Source organism: Desulfohalovibrio reitneri (assembly GCF_000711295.1).
GTDB lineage: Bacteria > Desulfobacterota > Desulfovibrionia > Desulfovibrionales > Desulfovibrionaceae > Desulfohalovibrio > Desulfohalovibrio reitneri.
Genome location: NZ_JOMJ01000003.1, coordinates 928,562 through 953,222, shown reverse-complemented (window position 1 = coordinate 953,222; position 24,661 = coordinate 928,562). Strand labels below are relative to the sequence as shown.

Genomic DNA, 24,661 nt, shown 5'->3' with positions numbered 1-24,661 from the left:
GTATGTCTGCTCCGGTGGATCTCAGCCATTATGCGGACAACATCCTTGCCGCAGAAGACCGCCCACTATTCGATGATGCGGTCGAGTCGGGAAAAGCCGGTGCGCTCCGAGCTGCCTACGTGATGATATGGCTGGCCTGTGCGGAATCGTTAAAACGGCGATTCCGTGAAGCACAAAAACGGGATGGTGCTGCGGGTAAGATCGTTGGTGAGATCGAAACCAAGGAAAAAGAGCATAAAGCCGTAGATAAATTCGTGTTGATGAAAGCTCACGAGTATGGCTTCGTTTCTGATTCTGGCCATACCGTTCTCAATCACATCTATGAAATGCGGTGTCTATATGGCCATCCTTACGAGGAAGCGCCATCTCAGGAGCAAGTCTCACACGCTGCGGCCGTGGTTGTTGAGCATGTCCTGTCTAAGCCAGTCAAGCTGCGACATGGCTTTGGCAAGCAACTACTCAAAAGCCTCCTGGAAGAACCAAATTTTCTCGATGATCAACAAACCGCTGTGGTGGCGTTCACCAAGGATATTCTTCCACGGCTTGACGAAACCATACATGGTTGGCTGCTCGATAATTACTGGGCGGAGCTGGAAAAATTTTCCGACGATTCATCCATGGCAATCTTTTTTCGCAGAGGGACTTGGTTCTCTCGCACCATGTTAACCGAAGTAGGCATCGATGTTTTCTCCCACGATGATTGGCATGACAGGTCCAGTAGATTTCCGAAGATACTGATGCGGGTATGCAGCATCGCTGACATATTCAAAGAGATAGGAAAGCGAGCTCAGGACTCGTTGGTTGGTTTGATTATCGCCGAATCAGCCACGCGTGCCAGTGTTCTTACACACCTTGAACGACTCAGCATCAATGGCGCGTTGACCACGCGACAGCAGGAACGGTTTGTTGAACACGTCTCGGAAATGCCATCGAGCGCGATTAGGTCCGCAGGACTTAGCACAAAGACTTGCTACGGAAAACTGATCGATGCGATGAAATCCCACAACTGGTATGTGCAGAATCCGGCTATCGACCTGATCGTTTCTAATGGACCAGACCAAGCTGCTGAACTCGATGAGAATCAGCAGGTGAATTTAGGTCGAAATTTGCTTCAGGCAGGTGAAGGTACGGCTGGGTCGGCCAATGAATTTCTCGAGAAGCTTTCCCAAGATGGCACATCCTGGCCGTTTCATGTTGTTCGCGGGATTGCTATGGAATCGTTCACCAACGAGGATAACCAAATCCGATTTAAGGATCGGCATTTGGGTCGAGTCCTGGCTGCTATCGATCATCTGCAACAGGAACTACAGGATCAACTCATAGCGGAGCTTTCTGCGTCCGTCGACGCAGGTGCCCCAAAAGATTGGGTGGACCGGGATGATTTTGAAAGCGCCGTCGAGTCTTTGAATGCTTACGCATGGGCCGCACCATTGGTGGCGAGTCTCGAAGCGAAATCCGCATCACTTTCGGCCGAGGAGGAAGACGCATGACTTCTCCAACCCAGAAGTTTGGCCGGAAATGGCTAAGGTCGGCGGTGTTGCATTCAAAAATTCAGCAGGCAACAGATCAAGGTAGAGGGTAATTAGCGGATGGAGTCGCTTTGGCAATACAGCACCGTTCATAACAGCGCTTGCAAGGTCATCGAAGAACAGACCTTGTGGGGGCAGACGGTGTGCCGTGTCTGGTTACCGAACCAGGACGCGGTGGTGCGCGTGCCCCGCTCCGCCTTGCGGCCGCTGAGTGCCGACCTGCAGCCGGAGATCGAGGCCGGACGCATTGCCTATGTGGCCGCCGCAGCCAAGGTGGCCGAGGTGCTCGAAGGTTCCACCAGCGCCACCGACGGCCATGTATTGCTGGCTCCCATGGAGTCCAACGTCATCCCGCTGCCGCACCAGATCCACGCCTTGTCCCGGGCCATCTCCGGCGACCGCGTGCGCTACCTGCTGGCTGACGAGGTGGGCCTCGGCAAGACCATCGAGGCCGGTCTGGTCATGCGCGAGCTCAAGCTGCGCGGGCTGGTTCGGCGAATCCTGGTCGTCTCTCCCAAAGGCATCGCTACCCAGTGGGTGGCGGAAATGCAGACCCACTTCAACGAACAGTTCCAGCTTGTGCTGGGCGACGACATCGGCACACTGCAACGCCTGGCACCTGGCGCGGACCACCGGAACTCAGCCTGGTCGATGTTCGATCAGGTCATCGTTTCCCTGGATTCGGTCAAGCCCATGGACAAGCGGCGCGGTTGGACCGCCGAGCGCGTTGCCGACTACAACCGCAGCCGGTTCGAGGATTTGATTACCGCCGGTTGGGATCTGGTGGTGGTGGACGAAGCGCACCGCCTGGGCGGCAGCACTGATCAGGTCGCCCGCTACAAGCTCGGCAAGGGGCTGGCGGAGGCCGCGCCCTATGTGCTGCTCCTTTCGGCTACGCCCCATCAGGGGAAGACAGATGCCTTCCATCGCCTGATGAACTTGCTGGATGACGACGCCTTTCCGGATATGGACAGCGTCTCCCGTGAGCGGGTGGCCCCGTATGTTATCCGTACCGAGAAGCGCAAGGCCATCGATGCCGACGGCAAGCCACTCTTCAAACCCCGGCGGACGCAGATGGCCCCGGTGGCCTGGGAGAGCCGTCATCACCTGCAGCAACTCCTCTACGAGGCAGTGACCGACTATGTGCGCGAGGGCTACAACCAGGCCCTGCGCGAGAAAAAGCGCCACATCGGCTTCCTGATGATCCTGATGCAGCGTCTGGTGGTCTCCAGCACCCGGGCGATCCGCACTACGCTGGAACGGCGACTTGCCGCACTCAAGGAAGGCGAACAGCAAGCCAACCTGCGCCTGGCGGAGCTGGAAAACGGAGCGGAGGGATCGGAGAACTTCGACGAGCTCTACGACATGGACGGCCAGGAGCTGCTTGACGAGCTGCTGAAATCTCATGTGTCGGCTCTGCAGAGCGAAGGTAGCCATGTGGAGACCCTGCTCGATGCGGCGGTTCGCTGCGAACAGGCTGGACCGGACGCCAAGGCCGAGGCGTTGATCGAGTGGATCTACGAGCTGCAAGCCGAGGAAAACGAGCCGGACCTGAAGGTGTTGATCTTCACAGAGTTCGTGCCGACCCAGCAGATGCTGAAGGAGTTTCTGGAAGCCCGGGGGATCTCGGTGGTCACCCTGAACGGTTCCATGGATATGGAGGAACGCAAGCAGGCCCAGGATGCCTTCCGAAAATCGCACCGCGTGCTGGTTTCCACCGATGCGGGCGGTGAGGGTCTGAACCTTCAGTTCGCCCATGTCATCATCAATTACGACATCCCCTGGAACCCGATGCGACTGGAACAGCGGATCGGCCGCGTGGACCGTATCGGCCAGCCCAAGAAGGTGCGGGCAATCAACTTCGTGTTTGAGGACTCGGTCGAGTTCCGCGTCCGCGAAGTACTGGCGCAGAAGCTCTCGGTGATCTTCGACGAGTTCGGCATCGACAAGACCGGCGACGTACTCGACTCCGCCCAGGCTGGTGAGCTGTTCGAGGATGTGTTCGCCTCGGCCATCCTCGATCCTGACGGTATCGAAACCTCCGTCGATCACACGGTGGCCCGGCTTCGCGATGAGATCCAGCAGGTGCGCGAGGCCTCCGCAATCTACGGCATTTCAGAAGAACCGGATGTGCAGGCGGCTGAACGTCTGCGTTCCCATCCTCTGCCCCATTGGGTGGAGCGGATGACGGTGGGCTATCTCAACTCTCACGGCGGCGCGGCCAGCCGCAAGCGCTCCTGGTGGGATCTGAATTGGCCGGACGGCCAGGAACATCGCAAGGCCGTATTCAACGCCCGGGAAGCGGATCGTCTGACAGACGCGACCTTGCTCAATCTTGAAAACAGCCGTGTCCGTGGGCTCGCCTTGAACCTGCCGCAGATCGCGGCGGGCCAGCCATTGCCTTGCGTAAGCGTGAGCGGTCTGCCAGCCAGCATCTCCGGTCTCTGGGGACTCTTTGAGATCCGCCTTCAGGCCGGAATGCACCAGAAGACACAGCTCCTGCGCATTCCCATGGTGCGGCGCGGCTATGTCAGTGTGTTCGTGAGCGAGGAAGGCAAACTGTTTCTGCCCACGGCCCGGCATATCTGGGATGCGTTGCAGACAGCGGAAGCCCAGGTGCAGACCACCCTCGGCCAGGATGAATCCATCATCGCCCATGAGCGGTTGCAGGAAGCAGCCGAGCAAGCCGGACAGGAACTGTTCGACGCATTACAGCAGGCGCATCTCGCCTCTGTGGCTCGCGAGGAGGAACGCGGCATCGTCTCCTTTGCTTCGCGCCGCAAGGCCATCGAGCGGGTTGGATTGCCGGAGGTACGGCAATTCAGGCTCTCCCGTTGCGATGCGGACGAATCCGAGTGGCGGCACGAACTGCAATCAGCAAGGCAGATCGTGCCGGAAATCCGGCCGCTGCTGATGCTGCGGATCATCAAGGGAGGCGCTCAATGAGTAGTTGGCGAGACGCCATCCTGAACGACTTTGTGCCGAACGTCAGCAAGCTGACCCTGGTCGCAGACCCGGATTGCCTGCTGACCGAGGAGAAGCTGGCATTAGAGCTTCGCGGGCGCGGCTTCGACCTGATCGAGTTCAGTGACCCGGTCGAATTCAGATACGCCTATGAGTCCAAGTACCGTTCGATTTGGGACCGGGGTGAGCACACCGATCTGGTGGTGGTCCTCCGCTTGCAGAATGCGGAGCTGGAATCCCTGCCATACGACCTGCTCCAAGCGGGCCGGAGGCTTTCATTCAATCTGGGGGATCTCTTTCCCCATCTGAGCTACCCGGTCATCGAGAAACTCGACCGGAGCCTGCTGGACGCGCTATTCGAGGCCCAGCGCAAGTCACCGCTGGATCGCATGGGCGACAACGCCACCAAGGATTTCATTCTCCGTCATGTGTTCGGCATTGCGGCGGAACTGATCGCCAACGAGGTGGAGCTGCTTCGCGCCTTGCTGCGCCTGCACTACGGCAAGCTCCAAATCCCGCTGATGCTGGCCGAGCGACTCATCCAGGTTCTCAAAGGCCATGATGGGTTCAAAGCCTGGCCGCTTTCCGAGATCGTTCAGGACGATGAGGCCTTCTTCGCCTTTTTGCAGGAACGCTGGCCGCTCTTTCTTTCCCGGCTCGGTGGCAAAAATCAGGTGCGGGAAGATTCACCGGAATACGGCCTCAAGTATCCCGGCCCTGATCGCCTGCCGTTCGACCATCAGGACATCAAGGTCTACATCGACAACCTGTTCCTGGAGGGGAAACTCACCCCAGTCGAGGCCACAGATGTTGAAGTGGATGCCGGGTCCTGGGTCCGCAGCGGCATTGCCACCTCCGGCACGGACAATGACGCACTTCGAATTTCCCGCCTGTTTGACCTTGTCGAAAAGGAACTGCCCACTGCGGAAGCGCGTTACTCGGACTGGACCGCCTTTGCATTGAAATGGGCCGAACTTTCTTCGCTGGTTCACTGCGGCAACAGCACCGAGTATCAGACCCGGCTCAGGGAAATCGGCGATGCAATGAACTCGACCTTCGCCGGTTGGCTGGCGGACCACTACTCCAGTCTGATCAACTTGCCTCCGACCAATCCAGCCATGCTGCACCATGTGCCGCGCCGCCTGGCAAGGGACATCGAGGACTCCGGTAGCAGCGGTGCCGCGCTGATCGTGGTCGATGGCCTGGCCCTGAACCAGTGGGTGACCATTCGCCAGCTTCTGCAAAAGCAGGATGCTAATCTTGTCATGCGCGAATCCGCGACCTTCGCCTGGATTCCGACGTTGACCTCGGTATCGCGACAGTCGATCTTCTCGGGCAAGCCGCCGCTCTATTTCCCGTCATCCATCAACTCGACCAACAGCGAAGAGAAACTCTGGCAGCAGTTCTGGGAAGGCCATGGCCTGTCCCGGCTCGATGTCGCTTACCAGCGCGGCCTTGGCGACGGTGATGCTGCGGGCGTCCTCGACTCCGCAATCCACCCCGGGAAAACCAAGGTGGTGGGGCTGGTCGTGGACAAGGTCGACAAGATCATGCACGGCATGCAGCTCGGCTCGGCCGGGATGCACAACCAGATTAAGCAGTGGTGCCAGGGCGGGTTCCTGGCTGCTCTGGTCGGCCAACTGTTGGAATACGGCTATGAGGTCTGGCTGACGGCCGATCACGGCAACATTCAATGCGACGGTAAAGGCCGACCCTCTGAAGGTGTGATTGCCGAAACTCGCGGCGAGCGGGTTCGTGTCTATCCCACGCCGGAACTCCGCGCTCAGGTGGCTGGGGCCTTCCCGTTTGCCCACGAGTGGCAGCCGGTCGGGTTGCCCGCAGATTATTTCCCTCTGGTGGCCGGTGGCCGCGACGCATTCGTGAACCCGGGAGATGCCATCGTAGGTCACGGCGGTGTAGCCATCGAAGAAGTCATCGTGCCCCTTGTGAAGTTTGAAAGGAGAACACGGTGATGGGCAAAAGACATGAAGCCATTGGCATTAAGCAGGCGATCCGTTTCGAGTGGATGCAGAAGGCAGCCAATCTGCTGCTGGCGGGACTCGACGCCAAAACCATCCGCCAGGAGCTGCATGAGTTCCTCGCTGATAGGAAAGGCAACGGCTCAGAGGGCGAGCGAAGCGATCAGACCCGGACCTTTGTCGTCAACAACCTGATGAAGATCTGGGTCTCTCCTGACCCCGAGCTGATTCCATTCCGGGATGCCTCGCTGGCGTTTCTGCGGGAAAATCCGTCCATGGCCCTGGCGGTCCACTGGGGGATGATCTCGGCGGTCTATCCGTTCTGGTTCAATGTGGCCCGGCAGACCGGCCGTCTGTTGGCCTTGCAGGATCAGGTGACCCAGACGCAGATCATCAACCGCCTGAAGGAACAGTACGGCGACCGGCAAACCGTGAGCCGATATGCGAGATTTGTCATCCGTTCCTTTGTCGCCTGGAGAGCCCTGAAGGATTCCGAGGCCAAAGGCTGCTATGAGAAAGCCGCCCCGGTGAGCATTGCCGAGCCAAACCTGGCCATCCTGATGTTCGAATCCGCACTCCTGGCCACCCCGGAGGCCAAGGGCGCATTGGGTCTGCTCCTGAACAACCCGGCATTCTTCCCATTCCAGCTCCCCGTGATGACCGGTGACTTTGTATCCCAACGCAGCGACCGAATCGACGTGGTTCGCTATGGACTGGACGATGAGCTATTGAAATTGAAGGGCAACTAAATCAGGGATGGGACGTGAATGCCTTGGACTTCGGAACACACTAAATGGCTGGTCGACACCGGCGAACGACTGAAGACCGCCAACGGCAAGGAGGTCGAGGTCTGGGAGTTCCGTCATGAGAACGACGAGGCAGTGCTTTCGGCCTGGGCGAAACACTTCCGGAATCATTACTGCCTGGATACCGAGATTGATTTCTTCCGGGGCAAACGTCCGCGACCGGATTATCTGACCAATATCAAGTTCCCTTGCAGAACGTCCAAACTCGGCCCTGGAATCAGAGCGGGAGATTTTGGGGAAATTCTGGTTTCCGATTACCTGCAATGGCTTCTCGGTTACTGGGTACCCAGGGTACGGTGGTCATCAAAGGTTGTTCGAGATGAATCGCCCAAGGGCAGCGATGTCATTGGATTCCGATTTCACAAAAAAGACGGTGAAGCCTCCACCAAGGACGTGTTGTTTGTCTTTGAGTCCAAGACAAAATTCTCCGTCTCTAAGATCAACCGCCTGCAGGATGCCATTAACGACTCTGCCAAAGATCATATTCGAATCGATGAATCGCTGAACTTCATCAAGCAAAAGCTCTTTGAAAAAAAGGAAATCGAACAGGCTCAAAGGATCGAGAGATTTCAAAGCCCTGTAGATATGCCCTACAAGGAAACCTACGGCGCTGCAGCCATCATTTCAGATGAATGTTTCGACGTCGAAGAATTGGCTTCGGCAGACTGCCGCAAAATTCCCAAGTCAGCAAAATCCAAGGAGGTCTTTCCTCATCCTAATGGCGACAGCCTTGTCCTCTTGGTTATCAAGGGACCCGACATGATGGACCTTGTCCACGAGCTCTACAGGAGGGCTGCGGATGAGGCCTGATAGAAAATCCAATCGTCTTTTGGGTGTTACTCGATCAAAAGCTAAGATGATCGAGTACCATGTACCTGAAGAATATCAAGAGATAGATTTATCACTGCATCCAAATAAGCTCTTCACCATCTCGATTGGCCTGCTGGGTGACCTCGCCGCCGCCATCAACCGGGAGGAGCCAGATCCCGATTCCCTCTCGGAGCTGAGAACCAATCTGCTGTTTTCCGCCCGCTTTTTTGACTCCTACCTCCAGTCAAAGTTGAACGAGACACTTGATCCATACCTCGTGCTTCTGGGCTCCGCCTCCTATTACCTGTGTGATCTTCCCGGAAGCGCGTCGGTATTAGCGAAGCGCATCGATGGCGACTGCCCGGATTTGGATGGCGATAGTTTGGAGGACCTGTTGCTCTGGTTGCTGCAGGCCGATCTGGAAACCTATTTTGATGGAGCTGAGGGGCCGTTCGGCGGATTCATCGACGGGATTTCAAAGTGGATTCTCCAGTTTTTTGAGGATGGGAACGGGGAAGAAAATCTCCTCGATTTGGCCACGAAGCTACGGGACGCCGTCTATGAATTCGGCACGCCCAGGCAACTTCTGTTTGGTGACGTGATCGCGGCCGTTCTGAGGAAAAAGCTGGAGAATTCCGCCTGGAAGGCTTTGCCGTCATACTCCGGGTTGCCCCGCGACAAATGGCTCCATGCGCTGCAAAAGGATTCGTTCATCAAGGAACTCTGGCCTGCGCAACACCTTTTGGGCAAGGCTGATGTTCTCAAAGGCGAGTCTGCCATCGTTCAAATGCCTACCAGCGCTGGCAAAACGAAGGCAACAGAGCTGATTCTTCGAAGCGCGTTTCTGGCCGAGCGCGTATCACTTGCCATCATCATCGCCCCGTTCCGGGCGCTGTGCCATGAGATCAAGAACAGCCTCGTCGAAGCGTTCCACAACGAAACCACCAAGGTGGATGAATTATCCGATGCCCTACAGACCGACTTCGAGATTGCCGAACTTCTGGGGCACCAACAGATCCTGGTCGTAACCCCCGAGAAGCTGCTCTATGTCCTTCGGCATGCTCCGGAGCTGGCTGTCCACGTTGGCCTGCTGGTTTTTGATGAGGGCCACCAGTTCGACAGCGGCACCCGAGGCATCACATACGAGCTGCTTCTGACGTCGCTGCGCTCCATGATTCCTGAAGGAACCCAGAATGTCCTGATCTCAGCGGTCATCAGCAACGCCGAGGCTGTTGGAGAATGGCTGAACGGGGAACCCAATGTCGTCGAAGGCACAACCCTGATTCCGACTTTCAGATCGGTCGGATTTGCGAGCTGGTTCGATCAGTTGGGAAAGATCGAGTACGTCGACAGTCGTGACGCCGAACAAGGTGAGTTTTTCGTTCCGAGGGTGATCGAAAGATTCAATCTCGGAAGGAAGAAGCGGGAAAGGACGGATCGCTTTTTCCCTGAAAAAACGGATGGGCAGGCTATCGCACTTTACCTCGGTCTGAAATTGGTCCCGAATGGCAGTATCGCTGTTTTCTGCGGGCGGAAGTCGACAGCGGCCAGCGTCTGTGAAAAGGCCGTCGATATTATCGAGCGAGGTGCACCGCTGGCCTTGCCGTCAGATTTTTCAGACGCCCAGGAAGTTGCGAGGCTAACACATTTGCATGTCGAGAACCTCGGCGCTGACGCCCCGGCGTCCCAGAGTGCGGCACACGGCATTTTCTCCCATCATGGCAATACGCCGCATGGTATCCGGCTGGCGGTGGAGCATGCCATGCGCGACGACCTTGTGCGATTCGTTGTTTGCACATCCACCTTGGCGCAGGGCGTAAACCTTCCGATTCGATACCTCATCGTGACCAGTGTCTACCAGGGCATGGAGCGCATCAAGGTTCGCGATTTCCACAACCTCATTGGCCGAGCGGGTCGAGCCGGGATGCATACCGAAGGCAGCATCCTGTTTGCAGACCCAGTGATCTATGACAAGCGAAAGGCTCGTAACGACAAATGGCGCTGGGACCAAGTGAAAGAACTTCTGGAGCCACGCAATTCTGAGCCATGCATCAGCAATCTTCTATCGATCTTCGATCCCATCAAGAGCGATGACGAGAAATACACCATCACCATGGAGGCACTGGATTTTGCCAAGGCCTATATCGACGATCCTGATGAAATTGCCAAGCTGGCTGCCGGGATAGCCGCACGACATGGAGACAAAAATTTCTCCCGAGACGGTGTCGAGCGGCAAATCGCCTGGAGAATCAGCCTAATCTGTGCCGTCGAGAGCTTCCTGCTATCTCATTGGGATGAATCTGGAAATGGTCTTTCGGAAGCTGATGTTATCCGCCTGGCCGAAGGGACGCTGGCTTTTTTCCTGGCTGATGATCAGAAAAAGGAGCATATCCGCGAGTTGTTTCAGCTTCTCGCTGGGAACATCTCTGCAAACATCACAGATCCGGCTCGCCGTAAAATCTATGGCCGGACGCTTTACGGTATTCAAGATGCCCAAGCCATCGAGGGATGGGTCCAAACCAACGCTGACAGTCTGCTTACGATTGTTGATGAAACAGACGCGCTCGATCTTGCCTGGCCATTGCTTACCCGGCATATCAACAGTGGCGTATTCACCAAGTTCGATAAGCCGGAGGTGCTAAAAGAAATCGCACATGGGTGGATCAGTGGAAAGCCCTTCAGCGATCTCCTGAAAATCATCCGTAAGCGAAAAGCCAAGATGATATGGGGCACCCGCCGGAGGGAGTTCAAAATCGATCATGTCGTCGATGTCTGCGAAGGGACGCTCGCTTATGACGGAGCGCTCGTTGTAGGCGCTGTGTGTGAATTCATCGAAACCCTCGACCAAGATGGCACTGGAGACCTGATCAATCGTCTGCAGCTTTTTCAAAAGCGTCTGAAATATGGTCTTCCGACCAAAACCACCATAGCCCTTTACGAGCTTGGCTTTTCGGACCGCGTCATCGCTCAGGACCTCGCCGCATCCTTGAACCTGGCAGCGACCCAGAAGAAGGATCTCGTGAAGGCGCTGAAAAAGGATCAGGCCGGAGCCAGGGCGGTGATGGAGAAATACCCAAGCTATTTCCAGGAGCGAATGAATGAACTCCTGCAATAGAAATCCAGATCATCGACCCAGGCTATCTCGCGCTCTACTGTTGGCCATATTGTTGGCGGACCGCAGAGCCCACGGCAGTTCTCTGGGAAAGCTCGCATTTCCCCAGGAGTGGGCATGAATCAGCAGACGCAGCCATCACCAAGAGAGCATCATTTCTACGTTGCGATAGCCAAGTTCCTTTTCCACCATCCGGAGCATGGCATGGTGTCGGTGGGGGACCCGATCAAGATCAAGGATGCAGAGCGGTACGGGCTCAGCCCGCTGATACTTTATGGACTCACCGTTGCCGGGTTGCCCATCCGGTGGATGACCTTCACCCAAGTCGATCAACCCAGGGCCTTCCGGGATGTTCTCCTGGAGGCGTGGCGTAACGCCGAAGGCTTGCGTGGCCAACCAGACATCCTGCGGATCAACCGCCACCTCGCGACGGCCAGCTCTGAGCTGGCAGGGGCAATGGCAAAAATGGGCGTCCGGGTCGAGGTCGCCGACGCCAAGGAGAAATCCCTTCCAGCCTCCCTGCGCTCAGCCCAGGACTCCAGTCGGTGGCTGCTGAGGAAGCACGACGGAAATGACCGGTCTCTTGCCGGGGCCATTCAGGCCCTTTGCCGATACGCTCAAATTGACCACGATTTCCGTGTCAGGGATGGCCACAGAGGCGTCAACAGCCGCGAGGTTGAAGACAGAATCCAGCAGTGGCTGACCTTACCGGCGCAAGTGCCGGTGCCAACAGTGGCAGGTGGACTCGACTGGGAGCCTGGCCCATGGCTGTCATCCTGGGAAACTTCGCTGCCGTCCGATCAGCCCCGATATTTCAACCACGATGGGTTTGATGGCTGTACCTGGCTACTGACAGGTGAGAAGGCACCGGAGGATATTGCCGAGGAGGATGATTTCTGGGCCGACAGTGACTATGACAACGCGGCCGTGATCGCCAAGAACCTCGTGGCGTGCTGGCCCAATCCACCTGCTGAGATTGCCAAGTGTGTAGGGATCACCTTGCGGGAACTTCAATGGTTCACCTCGGGGAAGGCGTCCCTTGACCGGCATGCGCGTTTTGACCTCGAAGTCTTGCTCGGCATCGAATTCGACGAAAGCATGGGCAGATATGTAGAGGCCGGACCTTATGTCCTGGTGGCCAACAAACCACTGGCCCTCAAGGAAGTCTATGAAGGCATTTCCGGCGGTGGAGATGCATATCCCTGTGAGATTGTCCCTCGCCAGGGAGCCGCCGATCCAAGCTGGCGATACGTGTTGATCAACACGTATGGAGAGCCCCCGAGCATAGTGATGGCACCTCGCGGAGCAAAAATAACGGAGCGCCTTCCTGAGTTGCTTATGAATTATGGCGACATCAGGGCTGTCGCTCCGGAGTTCTACCGGGATGTTGTTTCTACTTGCGCCCGGGCTTGCCGAGAACCTGCCGCCAACATCCGGGAGATGAAAAACTTTGTGAATCGCTACGAAGCGCACTGGGCAGATTGCGCCTGGCAGCCGGAGTGAACCTGTCTGGTTGAGTCAAAACGAGGAGATTGAGATCAGTGGAGACGGCAGAAACACCATTCGGGCAGAGAAAATTGGGCCGCAAGCATATCAAGAGCTTCGCCAGCGGCATCGCTCATATGTTTGCCTGCTCGGCTCAGCATTATGCCTGGCTGGCGTACCAGCACCGATTGCCGACAGTTGCAATTGACCTCCTGGATCTGCGAATCGAACCATCGGAATTCGACATTGAGAGGAACCGGATTCTTGCCGGGATGTGTCAGAGAACACTCCTCCGAAACGCCGGGCAACTGGCACCACCTGGCGCTGTGGTTACGGCGGTTCTCTCTGCCCACTTCGGGATCGATGACTATTCGGAGGACGGCCGTTCTACCTCGATTGGCAGGTCCATTTTCACCGTGATCCTGACCGATGATCGAGGCAAGGAGTGGCGTGTTGACCATGCTGAGGAGCGGATGCTGATCCAATCGTAGCGAAGAACGGTTGGTGTAACTCATATCAAAGGAAACCATGAAATAGGAGGCGACCATGCCAAAGAAACCAGGTTCACATCATGTCGTGCCCAACGCCGACGGCGGCTGGGATGTCAAAAAAGACGGCGCGACCCGTAGCAGCGGTCACTTCGACAGGAAGCAGGATGCCGTCGATGCCGGGCGCAAGATCAGCCAGAACCAAGGCACCGAGTTCTACATCCACGGCAAGGATGGGAAGATCCAGAACAAGGACAGCCACGGGAACGACCCATATCCGCCGAAGGGGTGATGCGCACCTCAATTCGATTCCCGTTTTGGGAACCGAACCGGCGTCCGAAAACCGGATTCGAAGTTGTTGCTGAGAAGCGCCAGGTATCCGGTTTTACTGCAAACCCGTCACCCTCGTCCGGTGCCGGGAAATCAGGGGAGAAATTCGTTTCTCTGGTCGGGTTGGTGGGAAGTGGTTGTGCGAGATGACTTCGGCGTTTATTATCAAGTAGTTACGAGGAGCGCGGGCTTTGAGACTATTTTGCGGTAGGTCGTCGTTCCCTCCACCATTTTTCTCTATGTCATGAAAAAGCCCGCCGATTGAACTCGGCGGGCTTTTTTCTATTCAAAGGAAGGCGGCAGGATTCAGCCTCCGCCACCCAGCATCCCGGCCACCAGGGCCAGAGCCACGGCCAGGACTGCTCCCAGCAGGACCTGAATGAGCACGACGAGGATGGCTTTTCGGTAGCCGAGGCTGACGCCCTCCGGCGACACCAGGTAGCGGCCGTAGATGACCACCTGCAGGACGAGGCCAGCCAGGGCCGTGATCGCGGTGTAGGCGGTGCCCTTGCCCATGCCGATCATGGTGGTGAGGGTGCCGAAAAGGATGCCAGCCAGCCAGGACAGCAGGTAGGCCACCAGCACCACCAGCAACACACGCGTGAACGGGGGGGTGAACTTGGCCACCCAGCGAGTGGCCAGCCGCACCAGAATCGCGGCGACCAGCGCCCCCAACAGTGCGGCCAAAAGATCCTGCAGCGCCGGAACCATCATTCGCCCCCTTTCGTTTCCTTCTTGGTCTTGGAGGAGTCCAAGAACTCCACTCCGGTTATCTTGCCGGATTCATTCACATAGAGGCTGACGAACTCGCCGCGCCACTCCCCCACGCCGGCGGGTCGGCTTCGCCACTGGTACACCCTCCGAACCACGTCTCCGGGCATCTCCTCGCGACGCACCGATTCCCAAACGTAGAACGACCCACTGTCGGGATCCCATGACGATTCATCAGGAACCTCCCAGGAGGCCACCTCGGCCATCCGCTCCCCCTGGAAGGAGAGAATCATTTCCCTGGGATCAATGTTTCGGGAGCGTGAGGCGCCGCATCCCGCGGTGAGCAGGGCGGCGGCCAGAAGGATGAACAGCAGCGGACGCGATGCGGGATGCACTAGAACTTGGGTTCCTCTTCACGCACGATCTGCACGGCGGCGTTGCTCTTGACCTTGCCGGGCACCACCCAGAACTTGCGGATGCCCTCCACCTCGGCCTCCAGCAGGTCGTCGTCGTCCGTGTCCAGAAGGATGATGTCGCCCTCTTCCAGATTGAGAAGCTGGCGGCCGGTGATGGTGGTCTTGCCCATGCGCACCACCATTTCCACAAAGATTTGCAGCATCTGCTCGCGGAAACGGTTGTGCCAGGCGTGGTCGACTTCCAGCCGCTCGGACTGGAAGGAGGCGTGCAGCTTAGAGCGAATGGGTTCCAGCATGGCGTAGGGCAGGCAGCAGATGAGGGAGCCGATGGCGTTTTCCAGCTCCACCTCGAAGGTGATGACCATGACCACGTCCGAGGGCGGCACGATGGCCGCGAACTGCGGGTTGACCTCGCTGCGGACCAGCTCGATGTGCACTTCGTGCACCGGATTCCAGGCCTCCTCCATATTGGAGAGGCAAATTTTGACCACCCGGTCGATGAGTCCCTGCTCGATGGCCGTGAAGTCGCGGCCTTCCACCTTGGGCTGGCCGCCCGCTCCGCCCAGGAAGTTTTCCACCAGGGAGAAGACCAGGCGGGAGTCCACGATGAGCAGGGCGTTGCCGCGCAGGGGGTCCATCTTGAAGATGTTGATGGAGGTGGGCACGGGCAGGGAGCGCATGAAATCCCCGAACTTGGACATGTCCAGGGATATGGGGTTCACGTCCACCCGTTTGCGCATGGCCGTTACCATGGAGTTGGTGAAGAGCCGCGCGAAGCGATCGTTGACGATCTCCATGACCGGCATGCGGCCACGGATGATGCGGTCCTGGTTGGAAAGGTCGAAGGAAACGACCCCGGAATCCTCTTCCGGGACCTCTGTTTCCGCCTCCACCTCGCCGCCGGTCAGGCCGCGAAGGAGCGCATCGACTTCGTCTTGCTGGAGAATCTTGCCCATATCTGCCCCGAGTCTCTGCTCGATCTGATTCCTGAACCGCTACCACAACGCGTTCCGCTGGGAAAGAGGAACCGCCCTGCCCATCCCTAACAAAAAACGTTCCAACCGAACCATACCATCAATTTTGCCTCACTCCACCAACACGAAGAGCACCTGCCCACCGCTTCCATCCGAGGGGAGCGCGCGAGGCCCCACGCGGGGCTTTCAAAGGCTCGTAGTCTTGACTTCCCCCGTGCCATCACTCATTGTATCTGTTTTCCGGGCCGACGGCCCGCCGGAGCCAGATTTTCCACAGGAGGCACTTCACGCCCATGAGCGATTACAAGAAGACCTTGTCCCTGCCCCTCACCTCCTTCCCCATGAAGGCCAACCTTACCCAGCGCGAGCCGCACACCCTGGCCAAGTGGGACGACGTGGACGCCTATGGCCGTATGGTGGCGGCCAACGAGGGCCGGGAGCGCTACGTCCTCCACGACGGCCCCCCATACGCCAACGGCCACATCCATATGGGCACGGCCATGAACAAGGTCCTCAAGGACATCATCGTCAAGTCCCGCAACATGCTGGGATTCAAGGCGGAGTACGTGCCCGGCTGGGACTGCCACGGCCTGCCCATCGAGCACAAGGTGGCCACACAGCTTCGCGAAAAGGGCAAGACCGACGTGCCTCCGCTGACGGTGCGCAAGATTTGCCGCGATTACGCCTCCAAATTTCTGGACATCCAGCGCAAGGAGTTCAAGCGTTTGGGCGGCCTGGGCGTTTGGGACGAACCCTACCGCACCATGGACCCCGCTTACGAGGCGGCCACGGCCCGGGAACTGGGGCGTTTCGCGGAAAAGGGCTCTGTCTACCGGGGCAAGAAGCCGGTGCATTGGTGTTTGGACTGCCAGACCGCCCTAGCCGAGGCGGAAGTGGAGTACGCAGACCACTCCTCCCCCTCCATCTACGTGGCCTTCCCCTGCCCCGACGCCAAGCTGTCCAAAGTACTGCCCGGGGGCGATCCCGAGCGCGCCGCCCTCGTCATCTGGACCACCACGCCCTGGACTCTGCCCGGCAACCAGGCCGTGGCCGTTCACCCGGAGCTGGAATACTCCCTTGTGGAGACGTCGTCCGGCCAGTACGTGCTGGCCTCGGATCTGTTGGAGAATCTGGCTCAGGTCTTTGGCTGGGAGTCGTACGAAATTCTGGCCAAATCCACCGGGGACAAGCTGGAAGGACTGGCCGCCCGCCATCCCTTCCATGACCGCGACTCCCAAGTTGTGCTGGCCGACTACGTCACCCTGGACGCGGGCACCGGCTTGGTGCACACCGCTCCGGGCCACGGCCGGGAGGACTTCGAGACCGGCCAGAAATACGGCCTGGAGGTCCTTTCCCCCCTGGACGACGCCGGCCGCTTCCTGCCTTCCGTGACGGAGTTCGCGGGAAAGACCGTGTACGAGGCCAACCCGGACGTCATCGCCCTGCTGCGGGAAAAGGGATTGTTGCTGGCGGAAAAAGCCATGTCCCACTCCTATCCGCACTGCTGGCGCTGCAAAAAGCCGGTCATTTTCCGGGCCACGACACAATGGTTCATCTCCATGGAGCGAGGCGGCCTGCGGGAAAAAGCCCTGGACGCCATCGACAACCAAGTCCGCTGGATTCCTTCCTGGGGACAGCAGCGCATCCACTCCATGATCGAGAACCGCCCCGACTGGTGCATCTCGCGGCAGCGCACCTGGGGCGTACCTATTGTGGCCCTGCTCTGCGGAGACTGCGACGAGGTCTACCAGGAGCCCGAGTGGGTATTCTCCGTGGTGGACCGCTTCGAGACCTTCGAACGAGGCTGCGACTACTGGTTCGAAGCGCCCCTGGAGGACGTGGTGCCCGAAGGGCTGACCTGCCCCTCCTGCGGCGCGGCCAACTGGAAGAAGGAGGACGACATCCTCGACGTCTGGTTCGACTCGGGAACCTCCTTCGCCGCGGTCGTGGAACAGCGGCCGGAATGCCGCTTCCCTGCGGACCTCTACCTGGAGGGCACTGACCAGCATCGCGGTTGGTTCCACTCCTCCCTGCTGGCCGCAGTGGGCACACGGGGGCAGGCCCCGTACAAGTCCGTCCTCACTCACGGCTACGTGGTCGACGGCGAGGGGCGGAAAATGTCCAAATCCGTGGGCAACGTCATCGCCCCGCAGGAGATCATCGACCGCTTCGGCGCGGAGATTCTGCGCATGTGGGTTGCCGCGGTGAACTACCAGGAGGACGTGCGCCTCTCCGACGAAATTCTCTCCCGCCAGGTGGATTCCTACCGCCGCATCCGCAACACCTGCCGCTTCATCCTGGGCAATCTCAACGACTTCACCCCTGATAAAGCGGTGGACTTCGCGGACATGGAGCCGCTGGACCGCTATACACTGGACTTGGTGCGCCGGGCCCACGAGACCATGACCTCGGCCTATGGCGAATTCCAGTTCCACAGGGTGCATCATACCCTGCTGGACCTGTGCACAACCGATCTCAGCGCCTTCTACCTGGACATCGTCAAGGACCGGCTCTACGTGGAGACTCCGGACGGCAAGCCCCGCCGCTCCGCCCAGACCGTTCTCTGGAAGACCCTGCTACTCCTGCTGGTGGACATGGCCCCGGTGCTCAGTTTCACTGCGGAAGAGGTCTTCGCCGCCCTGCCGGATGCCATTCGCCCCGATCTCGCCACTGTCTTCGAGTTGCGCTACAGCCTCGGCGACGAGGAACAACTGGGCGTGGATGAACGCAAAGCCTTCGAGCATATGGTGGACCTGCGCGACGAGGCCTATCGCCTCATAGAGCCCATGCGCCAGGCCGGAGAAATCGGCCACACTCTGGACACGTCCGTTACGGTCCACTTGTCCGACGCGGTGAGGGAGCGAATCGGCGCCATGAACCTGCGTGAATTTTTCATCTCCTCGGGCGCGGAACTCACTTCCGAACCGCTCGCCGACGGGGCGCGGGTCAAGGTTGAGCGCGCTCCGGGCGAGAAATGTCCCCGCTGCTGGGTGTACGCGGAGCTGGGCACCGACCCGGACCATCCGGAAGTTTGCCCACGCTGCGCCCGCGTCCTCGACGAGCGAACCTAACCGACATGAAGCAAAGGTTGACGGGCGTTTTCCTCCTTGCCGGCCTGGTCCTGACGCTGGACCAGGCCAGCAAGGCGTGGGTACGTTCCACCCTCCCCCTGGGCCGGGGCGAGGAGATCATTCCCGGCTTTTTCAACCTGGTTCACGTGGCCAATCGAGGCGCGGCCTTCGGTTTCCTCAACCGCTCAGACATCTCCTGGCAGAACACCCTTTTCATGGCCGTCTCCCTCTTCGCTGTGGGGCTCATCGCCTGGCTTGCCTCCAAGCCGGGCCAGGGGCGGACTATGTTCACGGCTTACGGTCTGGTGGCCGGCGGCGCGCTGGGCAATCTGGTGGACAGGCTGCGCCAGGGATATGTGACGGATTTTCTCGACTTCCACTACGGGGGGCTGCACTGGCCAGCCTTCAATCTGGCTGACGCCGGGATCACCGTGGGAGCTGTGACTCTAGTGCTGGCGACTTTTTTGCAGGGGCGAAAAGAGGTCGGGAGCTAATCTTGCCAGCAAGGAGCCGGGGCATTACCCCTGCGAAAAAACTTCGCGTATAACCCAAGGACCGATACATGTTTCAAGCAAACCTTCCACCTGAAACCTGGGCCCTTATACTCGGCGTGGTCGGCGTTTTCGCCGCCATCACCCTGTGGGCCATCAGAGATGCCTTTTCCCGCACTTTCCCCTCGACCAACGAAAAGATATTCTGGATCCAGGTGAGCACCATGGTGCCCTTCCTGGGCGGCATGGCCTACCTGTTCATGGGACGAAAACGGGGAACGAAGCAGAAATGAAACGCATCATCTTAATCACCCTCGCCCTCGCCGTGGCGGGCTGCACCGTCAGTTCCAAGGAGTTCCAGGCCCTGCAGTCCGAGGTCTACAGCCAACGGCGCCAGATCAATTCCATGAATGAGCGCCTGGACTCGCTGGATGCGGCCATGCAGTCCATGGAACGAGAAGTCTCCCAGGAGATAGACGAGGCCTCCAATCCAGTGCGCTCCAGGCAGGCGGACATGTGGGCCAGACTGGAACAGATGCAGGTCAAGCTCGGCAAGCTGGAAGGCGAACTGCAGTCCCTGCGCAAAGAGAACGAGGCCACGGGCGAACGCCGCGGCGCCACCAGCCGCCGACTGGACAACATCGCCAGTGAGGTGGCCGCCATCCGGGCCGCCCTGTCCAGCCAGCTGGCCCTGGAGATCGAGGACACGACTCCGGCCTCCCCGTCCAAGCCCTCGCCCTCTGCCAACGGCACCGCGGCCGAAACAACGCCCGAGGAACCAGCGGATGCGGACGAGGTCGCCGAACAGCCCGCGCAAGCGGACAAGGCCGAGGTGGAGGAATGGCCCGCCGAGGAAACCTCCAAGGCCATGTACGACCGGGCGCTAGGCCTTTTCAAGAAGCGGGAATACCAAAGCGCTCAGAAACTCTGGGCCCGTTTCGTGGAAAACAACCCTGAAAACGAGTTGGTCCCCAACGCTGTCTTTTGGCAGGGTGAATGTTTTTACCAGATGGGCAGCTATTCCGAGGCCATCCTCTCCTACCAGGACGTCATCAGCAAATACCCGGACAGCACCAAATACCCGGCGGCCTTGCTCAAGCAGGGCATCAGCTTCATCAAGCTGGGCAAGAAGAAGGCCGGGGAACTGGTTCTCAAGGACCTGATCGAGCAACGGCCCGATTCACCCGAAGCGGGCCGGGCCAAGTCCGTTTTGGAAAACGAATAAGCCGAAAGGGCGGGACCGCGAACGCGGCCCCTTTCCGGAGCGCGCCATGCACCATCTCATGAAGGGTTTTAAAAAGATCGTCACGCTGAATTTCCCCACCAGCGCCTCGGGCAGGCCGTGGATCTGCGACCTCGCCCGGCGCTTCGACCTGGAGTTCAACATTCTGCAGGCGCACATCACGCCGCGGCATGAAGGCGTCATGACCCTGGAGATCATGGGCTTGGAGGAAAATTACAAGCAGGGCGTGGCCTACCTGCGGGAACAGGGAATCGACGTATCCCCCGCCGCCCAGCGTGTATTTCGCGACGAGGACGCTTGCGTTCACTGCGGCATGTGCACCGCGCTCTGCTCCACCGGGGCGATGTGGGTTGATCCGGAAAGCCGCATGGTGGTCTTCGACAAGGAACGATGCTCCGCCTGCGGCCTGTGCGTGCGCATCTGCCCCGTGCGGGCCATGGACGTCGACGTGGAGGAAGGAGCCCTGACATGAGCGACCAGAACGACGAAAAGCGCACCTACTCCAGGGTGGACACCCACCTCCGCCTCTTCATCCGCCGCCTTCCTTCGCTGGACACCCAACCCGCCTTTCTGGACTGCGCGGGATGCGAATCCTCGGAGCAGGCGGACGATCTCAAAAAGGGCAATCTCCCCGAGGCCCTTGTCGACTTTTTGATGCAACTCAACAACAAGCTTGACATGCTCCTTTCGGCACAGTCCCGCTCCATGTTGCGGGAGGACTTTCCCGTAGAGGGCGTGGTTACGGAAATCAGCGGCGCCGGTCTGCGTTTTACCTGCCAGCAGTGCGACGACTTCACTCCGGGCGAAGCCCTTGAGGTCGTCGTGCAACTGTCCACCATCCCCTTCAGGCTGGCGGGAGCCGTCGGAAAAATTGTTCGCCGCGAGAGAAAAGACGACCAGCCGGGTTGGGTACTCGAGTTCTCCACCATGCGCGAGAGCGACCTGGAGGCGGTCATTCACTTCGTATTCAAGGAGCAACGGGCCCGCATCAGGCAGCAGAAATTCTCCTGAAGTTCCTCGGGACCACGAAATCATGGCGCCGGGAAGCCTTGCCGGGTATTCCCTTCCGCACACACGCGACAACTCCGGGAGATTGTATGGACGCCAATGAACAAATGGTCCAATCGTTGCTGGACAAGGTTTCCGACCGCGTGGTCGCCGACCTCCGCAGCGCCATCGCCACAACCGTGGAGCAGGAGGTGCAGCGCAACATCTCCAGGGCCCTGCTGGAAGGCGAGTTCTTCCGGCACATCAACTCCGAGATGCAGGATGGCCTGAAACGCATCTACCAGGAAATCAACACAGCCAAGAAAGAGGGGCAAGAGCAGTTCCAGGCCCCGGTCTCCAAGAGCGAAACGGACGAAATATTCAGCGAAACGTCCGACCAGTTGGACAGGATTCTGCAGACCACCGAGGAGGCCACGGTGCAGATCATGGACATCGTGGAAAAACACCTGGAACTGCAAGCCGAATCCGCCACCCTGCTCCACCAGCTCAAGGATGGGGAGCTGGACGGCGAAGGCCGTGCCAAAGAGGCCCTTGAATCCCTCATCCAGTCAAATCAAGAGCTGAACCAGGACATGATGCAGATCATGACCACCCTCAGCTTCCAGGACCTCACCGGTCAGCGCATCAAGCGCGTCATCTCCGCGCTGAAACAGGTGGAACAGATCACCTTCGAACTCTTCATGTCCACCGGACTGAAACTCCGCGCCAAGGAGGAGAACCCGGACGTGGACATGAATGCCCTGGAGAATGAGACCAGGCAGCGGGTTTCCAAGCTCAAGGGACCGCAGAACGGCGCCTCCCAGGACGGGGTGGACGACCTGCTTTCCCAACTGGGCCTCGAATAACAGAGAGAAGGCGCGAAAGAAAAAGGGGGCGGAGGCCAAGAGGCATCCGCCTCCTTTTCGTCGCGTCAACTCAGCAGGAACAATTGGGCGAGTCCGAGGAAGAAAAAGAAACCTAGGGAATCGGTGAGTGTGGTCAGGAAGATGGAGGAAGCCTGGGCCGGATCCCTGCCCAACTCCTTGAGGATGACGGGGATGCCCGCCCCGGCCAGCGAACCGACCAGCATGTCCAGGAAAAGCGCTATGGCCATAACCGCGGCCAGCTGCACCTTGGCCGTAATGAGAAAGACAGCCCCCAGCACGAACATGGAGACGAGCAGGCCGTTGACCAAGCCGATTTTCAACTCGCGGAACAGGGCGAAGTAGGCTTTCTTGCGGTCCAGGTTTTCCACAGCCATCTGGCGAATGACGACCGCCAGGGCCTGTTGCCCTGTATTCCCCGCCTGGTTGGCAACCATGGGCATGAGAACGGCCAGCACGGCCATCTGGGCGATGGAGCCCTCGAAAAAATGGACAACCCAGGCGGAAACTGCCGAGTTGAGCATGTTCACTAAAAGCCAGGGAAGCCGTTTGCCCAGAGAGTATGTCCAGGGACTGTCCACGGTCTCGTCAGAACCCGCGCCGACAAGCTTCTGCATGTCCTCGGTGGCTTCCTCGTGGATGATGTCCATGACGTCGTCGTGCGTGACCACACCCACTAGCCGGTCCTCGTAATCCACCACCGGAATGGCCAGGAAATTGTAGCGTCGGATGAGGTGGGCCACCTCCTCCCGGTCCACGTCGAAGGTGACAGCCACCAGCACCTGGCTCTTGATGAGGTCCATAAGCAGCGCGCCCGGCTGGCTCATGAGCAGGTCGCGCATGGACAGCACGCCTGTCAGGCGGTCGTTTTCGTCCACCAGGTAGGCGTAGTACGGTACCTCCTTGTCCTCGATCTCCTGACGGATAAGACGGATGGCCTGGTCGGCGTTGAGCTTCTCGTCAAGGATGACGATCTGGGTATTCATCACGCCGCCGGCGGTGTCCTGCTCGTACTTGAGCAGGCGGCGAAGCCTGGCGGCGGTTTCGCGGTCGAGGAGTCTCAGAATGCGCTTGGCCAAAGCATCATCCATGTCCAGGAGCGCGTCGGCGGCGTCGTCAGGAGACATTTCGGAGACGAGAGCGGCGGCCACCTCCGCGTTCAGTTGGCTGAGGAGGGCTTTTTGCTCGTGGCGCTCCATCTCGGCCACGGATTCGGCGGCCTCGCGCGACTGCATGGCCGCGATGAGCCGGGCCTGGTCCTCGAAGCCCAGGTTCTCCAGCCTGTCGGCGGTATCCGCCGGATGCTCCTCCTCCAGCCCGGAGTAGACGGCGGGTTCCTCCTCCTCGGAGGTGGGGCGCTTGTCGTCGTCCTTGTACTCCATGATGGCTAGCCTCTATCCCAATAGTTGACGAGGGTCAAAGCGCCTTGACTGCGTTGCGCCCATGCCTTACCTGCCGTACCTTTCCCCTTGAGTGAAAAAGGGATACTCTTACACGCGCCATGTCACAATCGCGATACGCGAACATCTTCCAAGACAAGGACCGGGACCTGACGGACAAAGCCATCGCGTTGGCCCTGGAGGAAGACGGGCGCGACCTCACCACAATCGGCCTGTTCGGGCCGGACGAAACCATGCGCGCCGAGATTGTGGCCAAAGAAAAGGCCGTTGTCTGCGGGCTACCCCTTCTGGATCGGGTCACAGAGATGGCCGCCGAGCCCGGCGCGACGCCCTGCTCCTGTCGCCTGCTGACTGGCGAAGGCAGCTTGGTGAATACCGGGATTACAGTGGCCGCCCTCTCTGGTCCGGCCCGCACCCTGCTCCGTGCGGAGCGCGTCATGCTCAACCTGCTCTGCCGCCTGAGCGGCGTGGCCAGCCTGACTCGAGAGTATTCCTTGGCCCTGGATGGAACCGGGGCCAAGCTGCTGGATACCCGAAAGACCACACCCTGCCTGCGGCGGCTGGAAAAGTACGCCGTACGCGTCGGCGGCGGGCACAACCACCGCATGAACCTCGAAGATATGCTCATGCTCAAGGACACTCACCTGGACCGGGCCGGGTCCATACGGGAGGCGGTCGCCATGTTGCGGCGGGTCCACTCCCCCTGCCCGCCCATCGAGGTGGAGTGCCGCACCCTGGATGACGTGCGCGAAGCCGTTTCCTCCGGAGCCGAGCGCGTCATGCTCGATAACATGGACACGGACGCCATACGCCGGGCCCTGGAGTTGATTCCGCCGGGTACTGAGAGCGAAATCAGCGGCGGTGTGAACCTGGAAACTGCCCGGACCCTGGCATCCCTGGGGGCCGACTACCTTTCAGTGGGGCGGCTGACCCACTCGGCCAGGGCAATCGACTTTTCAATGCGAACCATACCGGAATGAC

General features: G+C 59.1%; 21 protein-coding genes. 17 read left to right on the top strand and 4 right to left on the bottom strand.

The features are described from left to right. Positions 1 to 2 precede the first annotated feature (2 nt). The 9 genes from N911_RS0105055 (at position 3) to N911_RS0105015 (ending at position 13,465) form a co-directional block, all read left to right on the top strand. The gene (locus N911_RS0105055; protein ID WP_029894982.1) at positions 3 to 1,490 is read left to right on the top strand and encodes a hypothetical protein; all 1,488 of its coding nucleotides are present in this window, start codon (positions 3 to 5) and stop codon (positions 1,488 to 1,490) included. 216 nt (positions 1,491 to 1,706) lie between these two features. Next, entirely contained in the window at positions 1,707 to 4,475 is a 2,769-nt protein-coding gene (locus tag N911_RS0105050) for a DEAD/DEAH box helicase (protein WP_237559891.1), read from the top strand. After that, positions 4,472 to 6,466, top strand: coding sequence for a BREX-3 system phosphatase PglZ (gene pglZ / locus N911_RS0105045; protein ID WP_029894978.1), 1,995 nt, complete (start codon positions 4,472 to 4,474; stop codon positions 6,464 to 6,466). The genes N911_RS0105050 and pglZ overlap by 4 nt, the downstream gene beginning before the upstream one ends. Further along, complete coding sequence (locus tag N911_RS0105040; protein ID WP_029894976.1) at positions 6,466 to 7,221, top strand: hypothetical protein; 756 nt, start codon at positions 6,466 to 6,468, stop codon at positions 7,219 to 7,221. The genes pglZ and N911_RS0105040 overlap by 1 nt, the downstream gene beginning before the upstream one ends. Positions 7,222 to 7,239: 18 nt before the next feature. Further along, positions 7,240 to 8,088, top strand: a complete 849-nt coding sequence (locus N911_RS0105035) for a Hachiman antiphage defense system protein HamA (protein WP_029894975.1) — start codon at positions 7,240 to 7,242, stop codon at positions 8,086 to 8,088. After that, entirely contained in the window at positions 8,078 to 11,203 is a 3,126-nt protein-coding gene (locus tag N911_RS0105030; protein WP_029894973.1) for a DEAD/DEAH box helicase, read from the top strand. Before N911_RS0105035 ends, N911_RS0105030 begins: the two co-directional genes overlap by 11 nt. A 114-nt stretch (positions 11,204 to 11,317) precedes the next feature. Further along, positions 11,318 to 12,703, top strand: a complete 1,386-nt coding sequence (locus N911_RS0105025) for a hypothetical protein (RefSeq protein ID WP_029894970.1) — start codon at positions 11,318 to 11,320, stop codon at positions 12,701 to 12,703. 38 nt (positions 12,704 to 12,741) lie between these two features. After that, a complete protein-coding gene (locus tag N911_RS0105020; RefSeq protein WP_029894968.1) occupies positions 12,742 to 13,176 on the top strand; it encodes a hypothetical protein in 435 nt (144 codons plus the stop codon). 55 nt (positions 13,177 to 13,231) lie between these two features. Then, the gene (locus N911_RS0105015) at positions 13,232 to 13,465 is read left to right on the top strand and encodes a DUF2188 domain-containing protein (protein WP_029894966.1); all 234 of its coding nucleotides are present in this window, start codon (positions 13,232 to 13,234) and stop codon (positions 13,463 to 13,465) included. A gap of 344 nt (positions 13,466 to 13,809) precedes the next feature. Here the strand turns inward: N911_RS0105015 and N911_RS0105010 are convergent, their stop codons facing one another. From N911_RS0105010 to fliM, 3 genes are read right to left on the bottom strand one after another with little or no spacing between them, the layout of a single operon-like run. Further along, entirely contained in the window at positions 13,810 to 14,214 is a 405-nt protein-coding gene (locus tag N911_RS0105010; RefSeq protein ID WP_138774342.1) for a hypothetical protein, read from the bottom strand. Next, positions 14,214 to 14,609, bottom strand: coding sequence for a hypothetical protein (locus tag N911_RS0105005; protein ID WP_029894963.1), 396 nt, complete (start codon positions 14,607 to 14,609; stop codon positions 14,214 to 14,216). Before N911_RS0105005 ends, N911_RS0105010 begins: the two co-directional genes overlap by 1 nt. Beyond that, positions 14,609 to 15,586 (bottom strand): flagellar motor switch protein FliM, encoded by a 978-nt coding sequence (gene fliM / locus N911_RS0105000; RefSeq protein WP_029894961.1) that lies wholly within the window; start codon positions 15,584 to 15,586, stop codon positions 14,609 to 14,611. The genes N911_RS0105005 and fliM overlap by 1 nt, the downstream gene beginning before the upstream one ends. A 311-nt stretch (positions 15,587 to 15,897) precedes the next feature. On the opposite strand from fliM, the gene ileS reads away from it, so the two are divergent. The 7 genes from ileS to N911_RS0104965 all read left to right on the top strand — a co-directional run bounded on the left by ileS (position 15,898) and on the right by N911_RS0104965 (position 22,262). After that, positions 15,898 to 18,675: an isoleucine--tRNA ligase gene (gene ileS, locus N911_RS0104995; protein WP_029894959.1), complete on the top strand. Its 2,778-nt coding sequence runs from the start codon at positions 15,898 to 15,900 to the stop codon at positions 18,673 to 18,675. Between the two features lie 5 nt (positions 18,676 to 18,680). Beyond that, a complete protein-coding gene (gene lspA, locus N911_RS0104990) occupies positions 18,681 to 19,169 on the top strand; it encodes a signal peptidase II (RefSeq protein WP_029894957.1) in 489 nt (162 codons plus the stop codon). A gap of 68 nt (positions 19,170 to 19,237) precedes the next feature. Next, positions 19,238 to 19,459, top strand: coding sequence for a PLD nuclease N-terminal domain-containing protein (locus N911_RS0104985; RefSeq protein WP_029894955.1), 222 nt, complete (start codon positions 19,238 to 19,240; stop codon positions 19,457 to 19,459). Further along, positions 19,456 to 20,391 (top strand): tol-pal system protein YbgF, encoded by a 936-nt coding sequence (ybgF, locus tag N911_RS0104980; protein WP_029894953.1) that lies wholly within the window; start codon positions 19,456 to 19,458, stop codon positions 20,389 to 20,391. The genes N911_RS0104985 and ybgF overlap by 4 nt, the downstream gene beginning before the upstream one ends. Before the next feature lie 46 nt (positions 20,392 to 20,437). Further along, positions 20,438 to 20,881, top strand: a complete 444-nt coding sequence (locus N911_RS0104975; protein WP_029894951.1) for an NIL domain-containing protein — start codon at positions 20,438 to 20,440, stop codon at positions 20,879 to 20,881. Next, positions 20,878 to 21,420: a PilZ domain-containing protein gene (locus N911_RS0104970; protein WP_029894949.1), complete on the top strand. Its 543-nt coding sequence runs from the start codon at positions 20,878 to 20,880 to the stop codon at positions 21,418 to 21,420. The genes N911_RS0104975 and N911_RS0104970 overlap by 4 nt, the downstream gene beginning before the upstream one ends. Before the next feature lie 86 nt (positions 21,421 to 21,506). Beyond that, positions 21,507 to 22,262, top strand: a complete 756-nt coding sequence (locus tag N911_RS0104965) for a protein phosphatase CheZ (RefSeq protein WP_029894947.1) — start codon at positions 21,507 to 21,509, stop codon at positions 22,260 to 22,262. A 65-nt stretch (positions 22,263 to 22,327) separates the two neighbouring features. Here N911_RS0104965 and mgtE read toward each other — a convergent pair whose 3' ends face one another. Beyond that, entirely contained in the window at positions 22,328 to 23,662 is a 1,335-nt protein-coding gene (gene mgtE / locus N911_RS0104960; RefSeq protein WP_029894945.1) for a magnesium transporter, read from the bottom strand. 119 nt (positions 23,663 to 23,781) lie between these two features. On the opposite strand from mgtE, the gene nadC reads away from it, so the two are divergent. Next, positions 23,782 to 24,660 carry a carboxylating nicotinate-nucleotide diphosphorylase gene (gene nadC / locus N911_RS0104955; protein ID WP_029894943.1) on the top strand — a complete coding sequence of 293 codons (879 nt, stop codon included), beginning with the start codon at positions 23,782 to 23,784 and terminating at the stop codon, positions 24,658 to 24,660. The last annotated feature ends 1 nt before the right edge of the window (position 24,661 follow it).